Raw genomic sequence first — 19,920 nt, 5'->3', positions numbered from 1 at the left:
GCGACAGCTTGTGACGACAAAGCGACAGGAACTGTCGAGAGCGCGACGGACGGTCGCACCTCAGGACTTGGTAGCGGGCTTCCCGGAGTCGGCTGCACCAGCAGGTGCGACCGGCGGTTTGGCTGCAGGTTCTGCGGGCTTTTCGGCCGGCTTTTCAACAGGCGTGACCCGATCGAGCTGAATGTTCACCCGGCGGTTGCGCGCGCGATTGGCTGCGCTGTTGTTGCGCGCCAGTGGATAACGCTCGCCGTGGAAGCGCACGGTGATCTGCTCTTCGCCAATGCCGTGGGCCTTGAGGTACTCCATCACCGCCAGCGCCCGGCGCCGCGACAGGTCGCGGTTGGTCAGGCGGTTGCCGCTGTTGTCGGAGTGGCCATCGAGCTCGATATGGTTGACGCTCGGATCGGCCTTGAGAAAGTCGAGGATCACGTCCAGCCTCGCCCGGGCATCGGCATCCAGGTCAATGCCACCGCCTGGAAAGCCGACCCGGGCCTGACGCACCTGGTCATAGTTCATCGGCAAGAGTTTTGCCGCACAGGCCTGGTAGTCGCCGTAGGCCTTGTTGAATTTGACCGGCAACACCCGCACTTCCATGGTCCGCCCGGCTTCACCGGCATAGTTGCGCACCACGGTGCTGCGGCCATCGAGCAAACCGTTGATCAGGCGGCTGGCCTGGCCCTGGGTGCTGGTAAAGAGTACGCCGCTGCGGGCCATGCGCACCGCACCGAGGTTGATGTCGCCACGCCCGGGCTGCCACGGCGCAGCCGCCGCCAGCAAGGTGGCGGAACCGGCACCCAGTACATTGCTGCTTGAGCGCAGCTGGAAAGTCGGCTGCTCGCCGGCGCGACGAACGAATTCGCCGCTGCCGAAATCGGCAATGGGTTGAACCAGCCGACATTCGAACTGATCGCCTTCAACCTTCCACTCGATGTTCTCCAGACGGGTCTGGAAGGTGAGTGCCATGGCGGGCATGCTGGCAAACACACTGAGCAGGGCTAGATAACGCTGGCGCACGGGCGGCTCCACAGATTTTCACGGTATACCTGCACGCTATCGGTCAAGCGCGGCAAAACTTGATAGCGAGTGCTCGCAACCGGCTTTTCCGGTAGCATTCACCTTGAGTTCGACCCGCCTGGAATCCCCAATGTCCGACCGCCTGACCCTCCTGCGTCCCGACGACTGGCACATCCATCTTCGTGATGGCGCTGTATTGCCGCATACCGTCGGCGACGTTGCGCGCACCTTTGCCCGCGCAATCATCATGCCCAACCTGGTACCACCGGTGCGCAACGCCGCCCAAGCCGGTGCCTACCGCGAGCGCATCCTGGCCGCACGCCCTGCCGGCAGCCGTTTCGAGCCGCTGATGGTGCTGTACCTCACCGACCTCACCCAGCCTGAGGAAATCCGCGCAGCCAAGGCCACCGGTTTTGTCCATGCCGCCAAGCTCTACCCGGCCGGCGCGACGACCAACTCCGATTCCGGCGTGACCAGTGTCGACAAGATCTTCCCGGTGCTCGAAGCCATGGCCGAGGTCGGCATGCCGCTGCTGGTGCACGGTGAAGTGACGCGCAGCGAGATCGACGTGTTCGACCGCGAGAAGCTGTTCATCGACGAGCACCTGCGCCGCGTGGTCGAGCGCTTCCCGACCCTCAAGGTCGTGTTCGAACACATCACCACCAGCGACGCCGTGCAGTTCGTCAACGAGGCCCCGGCCAACGTTGGCGCGACCATCACCGCCCAGCACCTGCTGTACAACCGCAACCACATGCTGGTGGGCGGTATTCGTCCGCACTTCTATTGCCTGCCGATCCTCAAGCGCAACACCCACCAGGTGGCCTTGCTGGACGCTGCCACCAGTGGCAGCAGCAAGTTCTTCCTCGGTACCGACTCGGCGCCCCATGCCCAGCACGCCAAGGAAGCCGCCTGTGGCTGTGCCGGCTGCTACACCGCCTATGCCGCGATCGAGCTGTACGCCGAGGCATTCGAGCAGCGTAACGCGCTGGACAAGCTCGAGGGCTTTGCCAGCAAGCACGGCCCGGACTTCTACGGCCTGCCGCGCAACACCGATACCATTACCCTGGTCCGCGACAGCTGGACCGCCCCAAGCAGCTTGCCGTTTGGCGAGCAGACCGTTATCCCGCTGCGCGCCGGTGAACAACTGCGCTGGCGCCTGGAGGAAACCGCGTGAGCGAAGATCAGTACGAAGACGACCAGGAAGGTCATGGCGGCGGTCCGCGCCATCCAATGGCTGAACGCTTTCGCGGTTACCTGCCGGTAGTGGTCGACGTTGAAACAGGCGGTTTCAACAGCGCTACCGACGCCCTGCTGGAGATCGCCGCAGTCACCATCGGCATGGACGAAAAAGGCTTCCTGTTCCCGGAACACACCTATTTCTTCCGCGTCGAGCCGTTCGAAGGCGCCAACATCGAGCAGGCCGCCCTGGAATTCACCGGGATCAAGCTCGACCACCCGCTGCGCATGGCCGTCAGCGAAGAGTCAGCCCTGACCGACATCTTCCGTGGCGTGCGCAAGGCGCTCAAGGCCAATGGCTGCAAACGGGCGATCCTGGTCGGCCATAACAGCAGCTTCGACCTGGGCTTCCTCAATGCCGCCGTGGCCCGCCACGACATGAAACGCAACCCGTTTCATCCGTTCTCCAGCTTCGACACCGCCACCCTGGCCGGCCTTGCCTATGGCCAGACCGTTCTGGCGCGGGCCTGCCAGAGCGCCGACATCGACTTCGATGGCCGTGAGGCGCACTCGGCGCGTTACGACACCGAGAAGACTGCCGAGCTGTTCTGCGGCATCGTCAACCGCTGGAAAGAAATGGGCGGCTGGCAGGACTTCAACGACTGAAGCCATACCGCGCGCATAAAAAAACCGGCCATCAAGGCCGGTTTTTTTATGCCTGTTACATTACAGCTTGCCAGCGTTCTCGCTCAGGTAAGCAGCAACGCCTTCTGGCGAAGCGGTCATGCCCTTGTCGCCTTTTTTCCAGTTGGCAGGGCAGACTTCGCCGTGCTCTTCGTGGAATTGCAGGGCGTCAACCAGACGCAGCAGCTCGTCCATGTTACGGCCCAGTGGCAGGTCGTTGACGATCTGCGAGCGGACAACGCCCTTGTCGTCGATCAGGAAGGCGCCACGGAAAGCCACGCCGCCTTCGGACTCTACGTCGTAGGCCTTGGCGATGTCGTGCTTCATGTCAGCAGCCATGATGTACTGGACCTGACCGATGCCGCCGGCATTGATCGGGGTGTTGCGCCAGGCGTTGTGGGTGAAGTGCGAGTCGATCGACACGGCGATCACTTCAACGTTGCGCGCCTTGAATTCAGCCATGCGGTGGTCCAGAGCGATCAGCTCGGACGGGCAGACGAAGGTGAAGTCCAGCGGGTAGAAGAACACCAGGCCATACTTACCTTTGATGGCCGAAGCCAGGTTGAAGCTGTCGACGATTTCGCCGTTGCCCAGAACAGCTGGAACGGTGAAGTCCGGGGCATTTTTGCCAACGAGTACGCTCATGCGATATCTCCTGATGGGGTGGAATCATCCTGCGCAGGCCAGCATGCAGCGGCCCGGCATCGAAATGGCCGACCATCATACACCGCCCGACGCTGCTCGCCGAGTTTCAGTCCGAATGCTCGACAAACTGCCGCCGGTCGCTCTAGCCCGGCCGTTGCAGAAAGAGTTTTGACAAGCATTCTCATTAACATTAAGCTTCTTCGCATTGAGCCTTAACCAGCGATGGTCAGCCCTATGTATGTGTGTCTTTGTGTTGGTGTGACCGACGGACAGATCCGCGATGCGATCTATGAAGGATGCTGCAGCTACAAGGAAGTCAGAAGCGCCACCAACGTGGCAAGCCAGTGTGGCAAATGTGCCTGCCTGGCCAAACAGGTAGTGCGTGAAACCCTCACCGAGCTTCAGGTCAGCCAGGCTGCCCTGCCCTATCCTGTAGAATTTACTGCAGCATAATTCAGCGAATTCCAAGAACCGGACCCAGTGTCCGGTTTTTTTATGCCTGTAATTCAAGTAGTTAGGGGATTAACGCGGAACACAAACATTCTTATTCCGATTAATTTTCATTTATTATTCAATAACTTAGGTTTGACAGTAGAAGTTGCGAGGCTCAGACTTGCCTTTATAGACACACTTATAGGGCAGGACCCCATCATGAAAGGCGACGTTAGCGTCATCCAGCATCTCAACAAGATCCTCGGAAACGAGCTGGTCGCAATCAACCAATACTTCCTGCATGCACGCATGTACGAGGACTGGGGTCTGGAGAAGCTCGGCAAGCACGAGTACAAAGAATCCATCGAAGAGATGAAACACGCTGACAAACTGATCAAGCGCATTCTGTTCCTCGAAGGCATCCCCAACGTCCAGGACCTGGGCAAGTTGCTGATCGGTGAACACACCAAGGAAATGCTCGAGTGCGACCTGAAGATCGAGCAAAAAGGCCTGGTCGACCTCAAGGCCGCCATTGCTCACTGCGAGACCGTTGGCGATTTCGGCAGCCGTGAGCTGCTCGAAGACATCCTCGAAGCCGAGGAAGAGCACATCGACTGGCTGGAAACCCAGCTGAGCCTGATCGACAAGATCACCCTGGAGAACTACCTGCAGTCGCAGATGGGCGAGTAAGTTCGCCCCCCCTGCCCTACAGGTACAAAAAAGCCCCGCATTGCGGGGCTTTTTTTTGACCAAACCTGGGAATCAGGCCTTGGCTGCCTCAGCCTTGGCTGCAGCATCCTTGATCAGGGTCTGCAGTTCGCCGTTGGCGAACATCTCAGCCATGATGTCGGAACCGCCAACCAGCTCACCGCCAACCCACAGTTGTGGGAAGGTCGGCCAGTTGGCGTACTTTGGCAGGTTGGCGCGGATTTCCGGATTCTGCAGGATATCCACGTAAGCGAATTTCTCGCCGCAACCCATCACGGCTTGCGCCGCCTTGGCCGAAAAACCGCACTGCGGGGCATTCGGCGAGCCTTTCATGTAAAGCAGAATGGTGTTGTTGGCAATCTGCTCTTTGATTGTTTCGATGATATCCATGAAGCACCTCGCGGCTGAACTTTCCGACCTGGTTGTCGGCACGGTGACGCATTGTATCGGAAAGCCGAGCTGGACGCTCGGCCTTGCCGATATCAGGCCGCAACGACCTGCACCGGCACGCCGTTGAGCGCCGCATTGCCCGACACCGCATCCAGCTGACGCTCATCGGTGAGGTCGTTGGCGCTGGCGCCGGGCTGGCCCTGGGCGATCTCCATGCGCACCCCGGCACGGGCATGGCCGAAACCATGGGGCAGGCTGACCACCCCCGGCATCATGTCGCTGCTGGCCTGCACCTCGACCTCGATTTCGCCGACCCGTGAGCTGACCCGCACGCGCTGGCCGTCCTGCAAATGGCGCCCGGCCAGATCGTCCGGATGCATCAGCAATTGATGCCGGGGTTTGCCTTTCACCAGGCGATGGTAGTTGTGCATCCAGGAGTTGTTGCTGCGCACATGGCGACGCCCGATCAGCAGCAGTTGATCCGCCGCCAGCGGCGACTGCCCGGCAAAACGCTGCAGGTCACCGAGGATCTCCTGCGGTGCGGCTTGAATCCGTTGGTTGGCGGTTTTCAGGCGCGCAGCAAGGTTGGGCTGCAGCGGCCCCAAGTCGATGCCATGGGGATGCTGGTCGAGGGTCTCAAGCGACAGTTTGAACGCCGAGGCGTCGCCGTAGCGACCCTGGCGCAGGCCGATATCGATCATCTGCGCGGGCGCCAAGGTTGGCTTCAACGGCTTGTCGCTGAGGGCGGCAAAGGCCTTGGCCAGGCCGACGAAAATTTCCCAGTCATGCAAGGCGCCTTCGGGTTTGGGCAGGATGGCCCGGTTGAAGCGACTGACATTGCGTACTGCGAACAGGTTGAAGGTGGTGTCGTAGTGATCGTTCTCCAGTGCCGACGTGGACGGCAGGATCAGGTCGGCGTAACGGGTGGTCTCGTTGATGTACAGGTCGATGCTGAGCATGAACTCAAGGCCGTCCAGGGCCCGCTCCAGTTGCCGACCGTTGGGCGTGGACAGCACCGGGTTACCGGCGACCGTCACCAGCGCGCGAACCTGCCCCTCCCCTTCCACCAGCATCTCTTCGGCCAGGGCCGCCACCGGCAGTTCGCCGCCGTACTCGGGCAGCCCGGAGACCCGGCTCTGCCAGACATTGAAATGCCCGCCTGAAGTACTCGCCACCAGATCCAGCGCAGGCTCGGTACACAGCGCGCCACCGACGCGGTCGAGGTTGCCGCTGACCAGATTGATCAATTGCACCAGCCAATGGCACAAGGTGCCGAAGGCCTGGGTCGAGACGCCCATGCGCCCGTAACAGACCGCCTTGTCGGCGGCGGCGAAATCCCGGGCCAGCTGGCGAATCACCTGGGCGTCGACGCCGCACAGCGGGCCCATGGCCTCGGCGCTCAAGGGTGCGATTGCCGCTTGCACCGCGTCCAGTCCGTCGACCGGCAGTGCCGATTGGCGGGTCAGGCCTTCGGCAAACAAGGTGTTGAGCAGGCCGCACAGCAGCGCCGCATCCCCGCCAGGACGGATGAACACATGCTGGTCGGCCATGGCTGCGGTCTCGCTGCGGCGCGGATCGACCACCACCAGTTTGCCGCCACGGGCCTGGATCGCCTTGAGGCGCTTCTCGACGTCCGGCACGGTCATGATGCTGCCGTTGGAGGCCAGCGGGTTGCCACCCAGGATCAGCATGAACTCGGTGTTGTCGATGTCCGGGATCGGCAGCAGCAGGCCATGACCGTACATCAGGTAGCTGGTCAGGTGATGCGGCAGCTGGTCTACCGAAGTGGCGGAGAAACGGTTACGGGTCTTGAGCAGGCCGAGGAAGTAGTTGCTGTGGGTCATCAGCCCGTAGTTGTGCACGCTCGGGTTGCCCTGGTAGACGGCCACGGCGTTCTGCCCGTGAGCCTGCTGCACAGCCCAGAGCTTGTGCGCGGCCAGTTCGAAGGCCTCTTCCCAACTGATCGCCTGCCAGCTGTCGCCGACGCGCTTGTGCGGCGCACGCAGGCGATCCGGGTCGCTCTGGATATCCTGCAAGGCCACCGCCTTGGGGCAGATATGGCCGCGGCTGAAGCTGTCCAGGGGGTCGCCCTTGATCGAGGTGATGCGCGGGGCGGCGTCGGGCTCGTGGGTGATTTCCAGGGTCAAGCCGCAGATGGCTTCACATAGATGACAGGCACGGTGATGCTGGGTCTTGTTCATGGCCACCTCTTGCTCGGGTGTCTGGGATCGACTGACTATGAGCCTGAGCCGGCCGGGCTACCAGTGAGGTTTGTCGCGTGAATCTTCGGGCATCAGGCGCAGCGATTCAGCCCAGACCCGCTGACCGGGTTTGCCAAGGCGCTGGCAGGCAGTGTAAAACCCTTGCGTAACGTATAAAAAAAGCTTCTGTCCAATGGGTTACGACACTGCCTGAAACATCGGCGACGAAACCCCCTCTTGGTATGACGCGACATTTAATTATAGTATTGCGTCTTCTCCTAATTCGTCGCCCCGTGCGGCTTTCGCCGCAGGTCACTTCCGTTGTTTTGAAAAACCGGTATGGCTGATCTGCGGTCTGTTGCAAAAAGGTAGTCAAAAATGAGCGCTAGGCACTTTCTCTCCCTGATGGATTTCACACCCGAAGAACTGCTCAGTGTGATCCGTCGAGGTATCGAGCTGAAGGACCTGCGTAACCGCGGCGTACTGTTCGAACCGCTGAAAAACCGCGTACTGGGGATGATCTTCGAAAAGTCCTCGACCCGCACCCGCCTGTCGTTCGAAGCCGGCATGATCCAGCTCGGCGGCCAGGCCATCTTCCTCTCGCCACGGGACACCCAGCTGGGCCGTGGCGAGCCGATCGGCGACTGCGCCATCGTCATGTCGCGCATGCTCGATGCGGTGATGATCCGCACCTTTGCCCACAGCACCCTGACCGAATTCGCCGCCAATTCGCGGGTGCCGGTAATCAACGGCCTGTCCGACGACCTGCACCCATGCCAGCTGCTGGCTGACATGCAGACCTTCCTCGAGCACCGCGGCGCCATCCAGGGCAAGACCGTGGCCTGGATCGGCGACGGCAACAACATGTGCAACAGCTATATAGAAGCGGCCATCCAGTTCGACTTCCAGCTGCGCATCGCCTGCCCGGCCGAATTCGAGCCCAATGCGCAGTTCCTGGCCCAGGCCGGTGACCGCGTGCAGATCTTCCGTGAACCCAAGGATGCGGTGCAGGGTGCCCACCTGGTGAGCACCGATGTCTGGACTTCCATGGGTCAGGAAGAGGAAACTGCACGGCGTCTGGCCTTGTTCGCGCCTTACCAGGTAACCCGCGAACTGCTCGACCTGGCAGCACCCGATGCCCTGTTCATGCACTGCCTGCCCGCTCATCGCGGCGAGGAAATCAGCCTGGACCTGCTCGACGACCCCCGTTCGGTCGCCTGGGACCAGGCCGAAAACCGCTTGCATGCACAGAAGGCGCTTCTCGAATTTCTTGTTGAACCGGCCTATCACCACGCATGAGTCAACCTTTACTGCTTAACCTGCGCGAGCTCGCCTGTGGCTATGGCGAGCAGCGCATCGTCCAGAACCTCAACCTGCACCTGAACGCCGGCGACATCGGTTGCCTGCTGGGCTCCTCAGGCTGCGGCAAGACCACCACCCTGCGCGCCATCGCCGGTTTCGAACCGGTGCACGAAGGCGAGATCCAGCTGGGCGGCGAAGTCATCTCCAAGGCCGGCTTCACCCTGGCCCCGGAGAAACGCCGGATCGGCATGGTGTTCCAGGACTACGCGCTGTTCCCACACCTGACCGTGGCCGAGAACATCGCCTTCGGTATCGGCAAGCACCCGCAACAGCGCCAGGTGGTCGAAGAGATGCTCGAGCTGGTCAAGCTCGGCGGCCTGGGCAAACGCTACCCTCACGAGCTTTCCGGTGGCCAGCAGCAACGTGTGGCCCTGGCTCGCGCGCTGGCACCCGAACCGCAACTGCTGCTGCTCGATGAACCGTTCTCCAACCTCGACGTCGAGCTGCGCCGGCGCCTGAGCCATGAAGTGCGCGATATCCTCAAAAGCCGGGGCACCAGTGCGATTCTGGTGACCCACGACCAGGAAGAAGCCTTCGCCGTCAGTGATCATGTCGGCGTGTTCAAGGAAGGTCGCCTGGAGCAGTGGGATACCCCCTACAACCTCTACCACGAGCCGCTGACGCCGTTTGTGGCCAGCTTCATCGGCCAGGGCTATTTCATTCGTGGCCAACTGACCACCCCGGAATCGGTACGCACCGAGCTCGGTGAGCTGCGCGGCAACCGTGCCTACACCCTGACGCCCGGCAGCGCCGTGGATGTGCTGCTGCGTCCGGACGACATCATCCATGCGCCGCACAGCGAGCTAAAAGCACTGATCGTCGGCAAGAGCTTCCTCGGTGCCTCGACCCTGTATCGCCTGCAACTGCCGACCGGCAGCCAGCTCGAAGCGATCTTCCCGAGCCACAATGACCATCAGGTCGGTAGCGAAGTGGGGATTGAAGTAGCAGCGGATCACCTGGTGGTGTTTGCGGTGCCTGGCAGTGTGGCGGCGCAACTGCCGGTGCCGGAGAACGGCGTTCGCCGGTACAGCTCGGCGGTATGAGGTAAGGTCAATCGCGGGTCAAGTCGAGTCGCCGCACCGCCGCTCCTACATTGACCTCTGCAGGAGCGGCGGTGCGGCGACTCGACTTGACCCGCGATGCTTCTAAATCATCAAAACCCCACTGGCGACAAGCCTGGCATGCCCGGCAATCTTCACCCGCTCGCCCTCCAGCCGGCAGAACAGCTCCCCGCCACGACTCGAACACTGGAATGCGCGTAGCTCGCTCTTGCCCAGGCGCTGCGCCCAATACGGGATCAGGCTGCAGTGGGTGGAGCCTGTCACCGGGTCTTCAGGGATGCCGATACCCGGCGCAAAGTAGCGCGACACAAAATCGTGCTCGATACCCGGCGCGGTGACGATCACCCCCAGCCCTGGTAGCTGCGCCAGCGCCGCCATGTCCGGCGTACAGGCACGCAATACCTGCTCGGATTCAACCCGCACCAGCAGCTCGCTGGTTTTCCACACCTCCAGCACCGGGCAGCCCAGGGCCTCGGCCACCGGCAGCGCTTCATGCAAGGGTTGCGGCTCGACCCGCGGGAAATCCAGCTGCAAGCGCTCGCCCTCACGGCTTACGCTCAGCGGGCCGGATTTGCTTTGGAACAGCAGCCGCTCACCCGGCACTTTATAGACCTCCAGCAGCACATGAGCGCTGGCCAGGGTCGCGTGACCACACAGCGGCACTTCGGTGCTCGGGGTGAACCAGCGGATCTGCCAGCCTTCGACATGGGGGACGACGAAGGCGGTCTCGGCGAGGTTGTGCTCGGCGGCGATCTGCTGCATCAGCTCATCGGTGAGCCAGCTGTCCAGGCGATAGACCATGGCCGGGTTGCCGGCAAAGGGACGGTCGCTGAAGGCATCGACCTGGTGGAATTCAAGCTGCATGGGGCGCATCTCTCAGTGGCAGGGCACAGAGCATGCCCGCCAGGCGGCAAAGGCCGACAGAGACAGAATCAAGCTATTTTCAGCATACAGATGTCAGACACGGCCAATGACGGCGAATTTGCCCTGGGTATGCTCGGCCAGCACCGCAGCGGCCAGCTCGACTTCCAGGCCCCGGCGGCCAGCGCTGACGAAAATTGTTTCAAAGGATTGGGCAGTTTCATCAATGAAGGTGCGCAGGCGTTTTTTCTGCCCTAGCGGGCTGATCCCGCCCAGCAGGTACCCGGTTGAGCGCTGAGCCGCCGCCGGATCGGCCATTTCGCACTTCTTAACCCCGGCAGCATGGGCCAGGCCCTTCAGATCCAGACTACCGACCACCGGCACTACCGCCACGAGCAACTCGCCCTTTTCGCTGCTGGCCAGCAAGGTCTTGAACACCCGCGCAGGCTCAAGGCTGAGCTTCTCCGCCGCTTCCAGGCCGTAGGACGCAGCCTTGGGATCATGTTCATAACTGTGGATGTGGTGTTCGGCGCGAACCTTTTTCAGCAGATCCAGGGCGGGGGTCATGCAGGACTCCAAGCAGAAGGGTGAATGCCATTTCGCGGGTTACTTTAGGGCAAAACCCCAAGTTCAACCAACGCCCATCACCGTCACCAATAGTCAGATTGTGAATGGTGGTTCACTTTCGACCTTTGACATAAGCGTTTCTTGTCTATATTTTTTCGATTCTGAATATAGCCATGCCCCGATAAGGTGCATTTTCTGCCGCCGCCCGACCGAAATGGGGATTTCTGTCGGGTTTTTGTCGAGCGCTCACTGCGCCTCACAACAACAAGAACCGAGGTAACGAATGACGACTGCTCTGCGACAACCAACACTATCAAGCCAGTGCATGGCCGAATTTCTCGGCACCGCGCTGCTGATCTTTTTCGGCACCGGTTGCGTCGCTGCGCTCAAGGTGGCGGGTGCCAGCTTTGGCCTGTGGGAAATCAGCATCATCTGGGGCGTTGGCGTGAGCATGGCGATCTACCTGACCGCCGGGGTTTCCGGCGCGCACCTGAACCCGGCTGTGAGCATCGCCCTGTGCCTGTTCGCCGGTTTCGAGAAGCACAAACTGGCGTTCTACATCGTTGCCCAGATCGCCGGCGCCTTCTGTGGCGCGGCGTTGGTTTACACGCTGTACAGCAACCTGTTCTTCGATTTCGAACAAGCCCACGAAATGATCCGCGGCAGCCAGGCCAGCCTGGAGCTGGCCTCGGTGTTCTCCACCTATCCGCACCCGGCGCTGTCCACCGGTCAGGCTTTCCTGGTCGAAGTGATCATCACCGCCGTGCTGATGGCGGTGATCATGGCCCTGACCGATGACAACAACGGCTTGCCGCGCGGCGCCATGGCGCCCCTGCTGATCGGCCTGCTGATTGCCGTGATCGGTAGCGCCATGGGGCCACTGACCGGCTTTGCGATGAACCCGGCGCGGGACTTCGGGCCCAAGCTGATGACTTTCCTCGCTGGCTGGGGCGAAGTTGCCTTTACCGGCGGTCGTGATATTCCCTATTTCCTGATTCCGATTTTTGCGCCGATCATAGGAGCGAGCCTTGGGGCCGCCCTGTACCGCGGTGTGATCGCCCGCAACCTGCCGGTTGCCGAGAGCGAAAGCGCCCAGACCGACGCCAACCCTCAGGGCAAGCCCCAGGCATCCTGATGCCTGCAGTGGCGAGCCCGGCTCGCCCCGCCCTGATCTCCACCCTATTTAGTGCAAGGCCAACGACATGACAGACACCCAGAACAAGAACTACATCATTGCCCTGGACCAGGGCACGACCAGTTCGCGGGCCATCATTTTCGACCGTGATGCCAACGTGGTTGGCACTTCGCAGCGCGAATTCGCACAGCATTACCCACAAGCCGGCTGGGTCGAGCACGACCCGATGGAAATCTTCGCCACCCAGAGCGCGACCATGGTCGAAGCGCTGGCCCAGGCCGGCCTGAGCCACGATCAGGTCGCCGCCATCGGTATCACCAACCAGCGTGAAACCACCGTGGTCTGGGACAAGGAAACCGGCCGTCCGGTGTACAACGCCATCGTCTGGCAATGCCGACGCAGCACCGAAATCTGCGAGCAGCTCAAGCGGGACGGCCTGCAGGAATACATTCGCGAAACCACGGGCCTTGTCACCGACCCGTACTTCTCCGGCACCAAGCTCAAGTGGATCCTCGACAACGTCGAAGGCGCCCGCGAACGTGCAGAGCGTGGCGATCTGCTGTTCGGTACCGTCGACAGCTGGCTGATCTGGAAATTCTCCGGCGCCAAGGTGCACGTCACCGACTACACCAACGCCTCGCGCACCATGCTCTTCAATATCCACACCTTGCAGTGGGACGAGAAGATGCTCAAGGTGCTGAACATCCCTCGGCAGATGCTTCCCGAGGTGCGCAGCTCCTCCGAAGTCTACGGTCGCACCAAGAGCGGCATCGCCATTGCCGGCATCGCTGGCGACCAGCAGGCCGCGCTGTTCGGCCAGATGTGCGTGGAGCCCGGCCAGGCCAAGAACACCTATGGCACCGGCTGCTTCCTGCTGATGAACACCGGCGACAAGGCAGTCAAATCCTCCCACGGCCTGCTCACCACCATCGCCTGCGGCCCGCGCGGCGAAGTGGCCTACGCCCTGGAAGGCGCGGTGTTCAACGGCGGTTCCACCGTGCAGTGGCTGCGTGACGAGTTGAAGATCGTCAATGACGCCCACGACACCGAGTACTTCGCCTGCAAGGTCAAGGACAGCAACGGCGTGTACCTGGTACCGGCCTTCACCGGCCTCGGCGCCCCGTACTGGGACCCGTACGCCCGTGGCGCGCTGTTCGGCCTGACCCGTGGGGTCAAGGTCGATCACATCATCCGCGCCGCGCTGGAGTCGATCGCCTACCAGACCCGTGACGTACTCGACGCCATGCAGCAGGACTGCGGCCAGCGCCTGAGCGAGCTGCGAGTCGATGGTGGCGCGGTTGCCAACAACTTCCTCATGCAGTTCCAGGCCGATATCCTTGGCACCTGCGTCGAGCGCCCACAGATGCGCGAAACCACCGCCCTCGGCGCCGCCTACCTGGCGGGCCTGGCCTGCGGCTTCTGGAGCAGCCTGGATGAACTGCGCGGCAAGGCAATCATCGAGCGCGAGTTCACCCCGCAGCTGGACGAAGTGCAAAAAGAGAAGCTGTACGCCGGCTGGCTGAAGGCAGTGGATCGCACCCGCGATTGGGAACCGCACGAAGAGTAAGCAGTAGAAGCAAGCTGTAAGCCGCAAGCTGCAAGTGCGTAAGACGCGAATCATCTTGTGGCTTGCAGCTTGTAGCTTGAGCTGTTTTCATGGCGCAATTTGCCCGGCTGCCCCAAAGGACCGCCCATGAATCTGCCCCCTCGCCAACAACAAATCCTCGAACTGGTTCGCGAACGCGGCTATGTCAGTATCGAAGAAATGGCGCAGTTGTTCGTCGTCACTCCGCAAACCATCCGCCGTGATATCAACCAGCTGGCGGAGGTCAACCTGCTACGCCGCTACCACGGTGGCGCGGCCTACGACTCCAGTATCGAAAACACCGCCTACGCCATGCGCGCCGACCAGATGCGCGATGAAAAGCAGCGTATTGCCGAGGCGATTGCCGCGCAGATTCCCGACCACGCCTCGCTGTTCATCAACATCGGCACCACTACCGAATCCATTGCCCGCGCCCTGCTCAACCATAACCACCTGAAAATCATCACCAACAACCTGCACGTGGCGTCGATCCTCAGTGCCAAGGATGATTTCGAAGTGCTGCTGGCCGGCGGCAATGTGCGCCGTGACGGCGGCGTGGTGGGTCAGGCCAGTGTCGACTTCATCAACCAGTTCAAGGTCGACTTCGCCCTGGTCGGCATCAGTGGTATCGATGAAGACGGCAGCCTGCTGGATTTCGACTACCAGGAAGTACGGGTATCCCAGGCGATCATCGCCAATGCCCGCCAGGTGATCCTGGCCGCCGACTCGAGCAAGTTCGGCCGTAACGCCATGGTGCGCCTGGGCTCGATCAGCCTGATCGACTGCCTGGTGACCGACCAGGCGCCGGTACCGGCCCTCACCCAGTTGCTCAATCAGTACAAGATTCGCCTCGAAGTGGTCTGAGCCGGCGCAAGCTGCCATCGCAACGGTGGCAGCTCGAATGTTCGTTATTTTTCATTTATTTGTCATCTGATCAGTATTTTCTACGGGAAGTGACTGGCGAGCGGCATTTTGTTGCGCTAGTATTTTCGAAAGTGAACATTAATGTTCAGATTCGATGTCGGAAAGACCTTCAGGAGGCCACCCGTGTCCCAATCCAGCTTGCCATCGCCCGCCCTTGCCGAAATCTATGACCTCGCCGTAATCGGCGGCGGCATCAACGGTGTGGGGATTGCCGCCGATGCAGCCGGACGCGGTCTTTCAGTGTTCCTTTGCGAAAAGGACGACCTGGCCAGCCACACCTCCTCGGCCAGCAGCAAGCTGATCCACGGTGGCCTGCGCTACCTCGAACATTACGAATTCCGCTTGGTGCGCGAAGCCCTGGCTGAGCGCGAAGTGCTGCTGGCCAAGGCGCCACATATCGTCAAGCCTATGCGCTTCGTGCTGCCGCATCGCCCGCACCTGCGCCCGGCCTGGATGATCCGCGCCGGCCTGTTCCTTTACGATCACCTGGGCAAGCGCAAGCAGCTCGGCGCCTCCAACAGCCTGCGTTTCGGCCCGGGCAACCCGCTCAAGCCTGCGATCACCCGCGGTTTCGAATACGCCGACTGCGCCGTGGACGACGCCCGCCTGGTGGTGCTCAACGCCATGGCCGCCCGTGAAAAAGGCGCCGATATTCGTACCCGCACGCGCTGCATCAGCGCCTGCCGGGTCGATGGGGTGTGGAACGTGCAGCTGGAAAACGCCGACGGCAGCCAACAGTCGATCCAGGCCCGCGCCCTGGTCAATGCGGCAGGCCCATGGGTAGCCAAGTTCATCCAGGACGATCTCAAACTCGACGCACCGTACGGTATCCGCCTGATTCAGGGCAGCCACCTGATCGTGCCGAAGCTGTATGACGGCGAACATGCCTACATCCTGCAGAACGAAGACCAACGCATCGTCTTCGCCATTCCGTACCTGGAACGCTTTACCCTGATCGGCACCACCGACCGCGAATACACCGGCGACCCGGCCAAAGTGGCAATCACCGAGGGCGAGACCGATTACCTGCTCAAAGTGGTCAACGAGCATTTCAATCACCAGCTCAGCCGTGCCGATATCCTCCACACCTACTCCGGTGTTCGCCCGCTGTGCAACGACGAATCGGACAACCCGTCGGCCGTCACCCGCGATTACACCCTGGCACTGTCGGCCAGCACCGGCGAAGCGCCGCTGCTGTCGGTGTTCGGCGGCAAACTGACTACCTACCGCAAACTGGCCGAGTCGGCCATGGCGGAACTGGCGCCGTTCTTCACCCAGATGCGCGGCAGCTGGACTGCCACCGCGCCACTGCCGGGCGGTGAAGACATGAGTACCCCACAGGCGCTGGTCGATGCCCTCCTGGCCCGCTGTGGCTGGTTGCCGGCCGAAATCGCCAAGCGTTGGGCACGCACCTACGGCAGCCGCGTCTGGCGCCTGCTGGAAGGCGTACAGGGCCCGGAAGACCTGGGCGAAGCCATTGGTGGCGGCTTGTTCACCCGTGAAGTGGACTACCTGTGCAGCGAGGAATGGGCGGTGAATGCCGACGATATCCTCTGGCGCCGCAGCAAGCTGGGCCTGTTCACCACCCCAGCTGAGCAACAGGCATTGCAGGAGTACCTTCAACGCCTGGAACTGAACCGCACACGCGTGCAGGCTGCCTAGTAGCCGACAAGCATCGCGGGGCAGGCCCGCTCCTACAAATAGGGTAGGAGTGGGCTTGCCCCACGACGAGCGCAATTAGTCGGTTTTCCGAACGAAAAGCCCCGCCTCATTCGGCCACCCGGACGAACCCTACCTTCCGCACATCGTCAAAAAAAATTAATCCCCCGGTTTTTCATGGCGTTATGATCGAAATCAGGGCTTGGCACGAGTCATGCTCTACACTCAGTACCCGAATGCGCAAACCGCTTCATTGCAGTGTTCGCTGAACGAAAGAGCCCGCCAACGGCTCCATAAAAAAAACAACGTCGAGGAAATTTTGATGCGTATCGTTCCCCATCTGTTGGGCGCCGCTGTTGCGGCCGCTTTGATCAGCACGCCAGCCTTCGCTGCCGAACTGACCGGCACCCTGAAAAAGATCAACGAGTCGGGCACCATTACCCTGGGGCACCGCGACGCTTCCATTCCGTTCTCCTACATCGCCGACGCTTCGGGCAAACCCGTCGGTTACTCCCATGACATCCAACTGGCAATCGTCGAGGCCCTGAAAAAGGACCTGAACAAGCCAGACCTGAAGGTCAAATACAACCTCGTCACTTCCCAGACCCGTATCCCGCTGGTACAGAACGGCACCGTTGACGTCGAGTGTGGCTCGACCACCAACAACGTCGAGCGTCAGCAGCAGGTTGCCTTCTCGGTCGGCATCTTCGAAGTCGGTACCCGCCTGCTGACCAAAGCAGAAGACGGCAAGCCGGAAAACGCCAAGTACAAGGACTTCGCGGATCTGGCCGGCAAGAACGTGGTCACCACCGCCGGTACCACCTCCGAGCGCATCCTCAAGGCCATGAACGCCGACAAGCAGATGAAGATGAACGTCATCTCTGCCAAGGACCATGGCGAGTCGTTCCAGATGCTTGAGTCCGGCCGTGCCGTGGCATTCATGATGGACGACGCCCTGCTCGCCGGTGAAATGGCCAAGGCCAAGAACCCCAAAGGCTGGGCCATCGTCGGCACCCCGCAGTCCTATGAAATCTATGGCTGCATGGTCCGCAAAGACGACCCGGCGTTCAAGGCAGCGGTCGACAAGGCCATTGTCGGCCTCTACAAGTCGGGCGAGATCAACAAGATCTACGACAAGTGGTTCAACCAGCCTGTCCCACCTAAAGGCCTGAACCTGCAGTTCCCGATGAGCGACGAGCTCAAGGCGTTGATCGCCAATCCTACCGACAAAGCTGCAGACGAAAAGAAGTCCTGATCCCCAGCTAGTTAGTGTCTAACCTTTCATCCGAGGGCGCCTTGCGCCCCCGGATGCTCGAAGGTGCCCGTGAAACAACTGATCTGAGGGGAGATCCCGATGAATTACAACTGGGACTGGGGCGTATTCTTCAAGTCCACTGGCGTGGGCAGCGAAACCTATCTGGACTGGTATATCACCGGCCTGGGCTGGACCATCGCCATTGCCATCGCCGCCTGGATCATCGCATTGCTGCTGGGTTCGGTACTCGGCGTCATGCGTACTGTCCCGAACCGTCTGGTATCGGGGATAGCCACCGCTTATGTGGAACTCTTTCGTAACGTACCGCTGCTGGTGCAGCTGTTCATCTGGTACTTCCTGGTGCCCGACCTGCTGCCAGAGAACCTGCAGGAGTGGTACAAGCAAGATCTCAACCCGACCACCTCGGCGCTGATCAGCGTGATCGTCTGCCTGGGCCTGTTCACCGCGGCGCGGGTCTGCGAACAGGTGCGTACCGGTATCCAGGCACTGCCGCGCGGCCAGGAAGCCGCCGCCCGCGCCATGGGCTTCAGCCTGCCGCAGGTGTACTGGAACGTGCTGCTGCCGCAAGCCTACCGGATCATTATTCCGCCGCTTACTTCGGAATTCTTGAACGTATTCAAGAACTCCTCGGTGGCCTCGCTGATCGGTCTGATGGAGTTGCTGGCGCAAACCAAACAGACCGCCGAGTTCTCGGCCAACCTGTTTGAAGCCTTCACCCTGGCAACCCTGATCTACTTCACCCTGAACATGGGCCTGATGTTGCTGATGCGCCTGGTCGAGAAGAAAGTCGCCGTGCCCGGCCTGATCTCCGTGGGAGGTAAATAATGGACTTCAGTGGAATCATCCCTGCCCTGCCGGGCCTGTGGAATGGCATGGTCATGACCCTGCAGCTGATGGTCATGGGTGTTGTCGGCGGTATCGTGCTTGGCACCATCCTGGCGCTGATGCGCCTGTCGTCAAGCAAGCTGCTGGCGAATGTGGCCGGCGCCTACGTCAACTACTTCCGTTCCATCCCGCTGCTGCTGGTGATCACCTGGTTCTACCTGGCGGTGCCATTCGTGCTGCGCTGGATCACCGGCGAAGACACCCCGATCGGGGCGTTCACCTCCTGCGTCGTGGCGTTCATGATGTTCGAGGCGGCGTATTTCTGTGAAATCGTCCGCGCCGGCGTGCAGTCGATCTCCAAGGGCCAGATGGGCGCCGCCCAGGCCCTGGGCATGACCTACGGCCAGACCATGCGCCTGATCATCCTGCCCCAGGCCTTTCGCAAGATGACTCCGCTGCTGCTGCAGCAGAGCATCATCCTGTTCCAGGACACCTCGCTGGTCTACACCGTCGGCCTGGTCGACTTCCTCAACTCGGCACGGGCCAGTGGCGACATCATCGGGCGCTCCAACGAGTTCCTGGTATTTGCCGGCGCCGTGTACTTCGTCATCAGCTTCTCCGCTTCCTTCCTGGTCAAGCGTCTGCAGAAAAGGATAACCGTATGATCTCCATCAAGAACGTCAACAAGTGGTACGGGGACTTCCAGGTTCTGACCGACTGCAACACCGAGGTCAAGAAAGGCGAAGTGGTTGTCGTCTGCGGCCCGTCGGGCTCGGGCAAATCGACCCTGATCAAGTGCGTCAACGCTCTGGAACCCTTCCAGAAGGGTGACATCATCGTCGACGGCACCTCGATTGCCGACCCCAAGACCAACCTGCCCAAGCTGCGCTCGCGGGTCGGCATGGTGTTCCAGCACTTCGAACTGTTCCCGCACCTGACCATCACCGAGAACCTGACCATTGCCCAGCGCAAGGTATTGGGCCGCAGCGAAGCCGAAGCGACCAAGAAGGGCCTGGCCCTGCTTGAGCGCGTCGGTCTCAGCGCCCACGCCAAGAAGCACCCGGGGCAACTGTCCGGTGGTCAGCAACAGCGTGTGGCGATTGCCCGCGCCCTGGCCATGGACCCGATCGTCATGCTGTTCGACGAACCGACCTCGGCACTGGACCCGGAAATGGTCAGCGAAGTGCTGGATGTCATGGTCCAGCTGGCCAACGAAGGCATGACCATGATGTGCGTAACCCATGAAATGGGCTTCGCCCGCAAGGTTGCCAACCGGGTAATCTTCATGGACAAGGGCAACATCATCGAAGACTGCACCAAAGAAGAGTTCTTTGGTGACCAGAGCGTGCGCGACGAGCGTACCCAGCACTTCCTCAGCAAGATCCTGCAACACTGAGGTCACAGCGCTGCTTGTC

General features: G+C 61.2%; 20 protein-coding genes. 14 read left to right on the top strand and 6 right to left on the bottom strand.

Going from position 1 to position 19,920, the window contains the following annotated elements:
* Positions 1-60: 60 nt before the first annotated feature.
* Entirely contained in the window at positions 61-1,014 is a 954-nt protein-coding gene (locus F8N82_RS03415) for a flagellar protein MotY (RefSeq protein ID WP_038999114.1), read from the bottom strand.
* 130 nt (positions 1,015-1,144) lie between these two features.
* Between F8N82_RS03415 and pyrC the strand changes: the two genes are divergently transcribed.
* Together pyrC and rnt are read left to right on the top strand one after the other, a co-directional pair.
* A complete protein-coding gene (gene pyrC / locus F8N82_RS03410; RefSeq protein ID WP_038999113.1) occupies positions 1,145-2,188 on the top strand; it encodes a dihydroorotase in 1,044 nt (347 codons plus the stop codon).
* A gap of 56 nt (positions 2,189-2,244) precedes the next feature.
* Positions 2,245-2,856, top strand: a complete 612-nt coding sequence (gene rnt, locus F8N82_RS03405; RefSeq protein ID WP_267954172.1) for a ribonuclease T — start codon at positions 2,245-2,247, stop codon at positions 2,854-2,856.
* 60 nt (positions 2,857-2,916) lie between these two features.
* Here rnt and F8N82_RS03400 read toward each other — a convergent pair whose 3' ends face one another.
* Positions 2,917-3,519, bottom strand: coding sequence for a peroxiredoxin (locus F8N82_RS03400; RefSeq protein WP_010221038.1), 603 nt, complete (start codon positions 3,517-3,519; stop codon positions 2,917-2,919).
* A gap of 234 nt (positions 3,520-3,753) precedes the next feature.
* Between F8N82_RS03400 and F8N82_RS03395 the strand changes: the two genes are divergently transcribed.
* Both F8N82_RS03395 and bfr read left to right on the top strand, forming a co-directional pair.
* Entirely contained in the window at positions 3,754-3,972 is a 219-nt protein-coding gene (locus F8N82_RS03395) for a bacterioferritin-associated ferredoxin (protein WP_010221037.1), read from the top strand.
* A gap of 198 nt (positions 3,973-4,170) precedes the next feature.
* Positions 4,171-4,641 (top strand): bacterioferritin, encoded by a 471-nt coding sequence (bfr, locus tag F8N82_RS03390; protein ID WP_010221036.1) that lies wholly within the window; start codon positions 4,171-4,173, stop codon positions 4,639-4,641.
* A gap of 72 nt (positions 4,642-4,713) precedes the next feature.
* On the opposite strand, the gene grxD is transcribed toward bfr, so the two are convergent.
* Together grxD and F8N82_RS03380 are read right to left on the bottom strand one after the other, a co-directional pair.
* On the bottom strand, positions 4,714-5,049 hold the full coding sequence (gene grxD / locus F8N82_RS03385; protein WP_038999109.1) for a Grx4 family monothiol glutaredoxin: 336 nt from the start codon (positions 5,047-5,049) through the stop codon (positions 4,714-4,716).
* 92 nt (positions 5,050-5,141) lie between these two features.
* Positions 5,142-7,250 (bottom strand): molybdopterin oxidoreductase family protein, encoded by a 2,109-nt coding sequence (locus F8N82_RS03380; RefSeq protein WP_038999108.1) that lies wholly within the window; start codon positions 7,248-7,250, stop codon positions 5,142-5,144.
* Between the two features lie 378 nt (positions 7,251-7,628).
* Between F8N82_RS03380 and argF the strand changes: the two genes are divergently transcribed.
* Positions 7,629-8,549 carry an ornithine carbamoyltransferase gene (gene argF, locus F8N82_RS03375; RefSeq protein WP_038999106.1) on the top strand — a complete coding sequence of 307 codons (921 nt, stop codon included), beginning with the start codon at positions 7,629-7,631 and terminating at the stop codon, positions 8,547-8,549.
* Positions 8,546-9,655: an ABC transporter ATP-binding protein gene (locus F8N82_RS03370; RefSeq protein ID WP_038999105.1), complete on the top strand. Its 1,110-nt coding sequence runs from the start codon at positions 8,546-8,548 to the stop codon at positions 9,653-9,655. The genes argF and F8N82_RS03370 overlap by 4 nt, the downstream gene beginning before the upstream one ends.
* 102 nt (positions 9,656-9,757) lie before the next feature.
* Here the strand turns inward: F8N82_RS03370 and F8N82_RS03365 are convergent, their stop codons facing one another.
* Together F8N82_RS03365 and ybaK are read right to left on the bottom strand one after the other, a co-directional pair.
* Complete coding sequence (locus F8N82_RS03365) at positions 9,758-10,537, bottom strand: PhzF family phenazine biosynthesis protein (RefSeq protein ID WP_038999104.1); 780 nt, start codon at positions 10,535-10,537, stop codon at positions 9,758-9,760.
* Positions 10,538-10,630: 93 nt separating this feature from the next.
* Positions 10,631-11,101: a Cys-tRNA(Pro) deacylase gene (gene ybaK / locus F8N82_RS03360; RefSeq protein WP_038999102.1), complete on the bottom strand. Its 471-nt coding sequence runs from the start codon at positions 11,099-11,101 to the stop codon at positions 10,631-10,633.
* A gap of 283 nt (positions 11,102-11,384) precedes the next feature.
* Here ybaK and F8N82_RS03355 point away from each other — a divergent pair, with 283 nt between their 5' ends.
* From F8N82_RS03355 to F8N82_RS03320, 8 genes are all read left to right on the top strand, one after another.
* Positions 11,385-12,236: an MIP/aquaporin family protein gene (locus F8N82_RS03355; RefSeq protein WP_038999100.1), complete on the top strand. Its 852-nt coding sequence runs from the start codon at positions 11,385-11,387 to the stop codon at positions 12,234-12,236.
* Between the two features lie 67 nt (positions 12,237-12,303).
* Complete coding sequence (gene glpK / locus F8N82_RS03350; RefSeq protein WP_038999099.1) at positions 12,304-13,803, top strand: glycerol kinase GlpK; 1,500 nt, start codon at positions 12,304-12,306, stop codon at positions 13,801-13,803.
* A gap of 126 nt (positions 13,804-13,929) precedes the next feature.
* Positions 13,930-14,685 carry a DeoR/GlpR family transcriptional regulator gene (locus tag F8N82_RS03345; protein WP_010221027.1) on the top strand — a complete coding sequence of 252 codons (756 nt, stop codon included), beginning with the start codon at positions 13,930-13,932 and terminating at the stop codon, positions 14,683-14,685.
* A gap of 183 nt (positions 14,686-14,868) precedes the next feature.
* Entirely contained in the window at positions 14,869-16,407 is a 1,539-nt protein-coding gene (gene glpD / locus F8N82_RS03340; protein WP_038999098.1) for a glycerol-3-phosphate dehydrogenase, read from the top strand.
* A gap of 319 nt (positions 16,408-16,726) precedes the next feature.
* Positions 16,727-17,659, top strand: coding sequence for a glutamate/aspartate ABC transporter substrate-binding protein (locus F8N82_RS03335; RefSeq protein ID WP_038999097.1), 933 nt, complete (start codon positions 16,727-16,729; stop codon positions 17,657-17,659).
* 99 nt (positions 17,660-17,758) lie between these two features.
* The gene (locus tag F8N82_RS03330; RefSeq protein ID WP_038999095.1) at positions 17,759-18,505 is read left to right on the top strand and encodes an amino acid ABC transporter permease; all 747 of its coding nucleotides are present in this window, start codon (positions 17,759-17,761) and stop codon (positions 18,503-18,505) included.
* Complete coding sequence (locus F8N82_RS03325; protein WP_167336616.1) at positions 18,502-19,170, top strand: ABC transporter permease subunit; 669 nt, start codon at positions 18,502-18,504, stop codon at positions 19,168-19,170. The genes F8N82_RS03330 and F8N82_RS03325 overlap by 4 nt, the downstream gene beginning before the upstream one ends.
* Positions 19,167-19,901, top strand: a complete 735-nt coding sequence (locus F8N82_RS03320) for an amino acid ABC transporter ATP-binding protein (RefSeq protein ID WP_038999092.1) — start codon at positions 19,167-19,169, stop codon at positions 19,899-19,901. Before F8N82_RS03325 ends, F8N82_RS03320 begins: the two co-directional genes overlap by 4 nt.
* The last annotated feature ends 19 nt before the right edge of the window (positions 19,902-19,920 follow it).

The organism is Pseudomonas fluorescens (assembly GCF_902497775.2).
GTDB lineage: Bacteria > Pseudomonadota > Gammaproteobacteria > Pseudomonadales > Pseudomonadaceae > Aquipseudomonas > Aquipseudomonas putida_F.
This window is presented reverse-complemented; position numbering and strand designations above follow the sequence as displayed.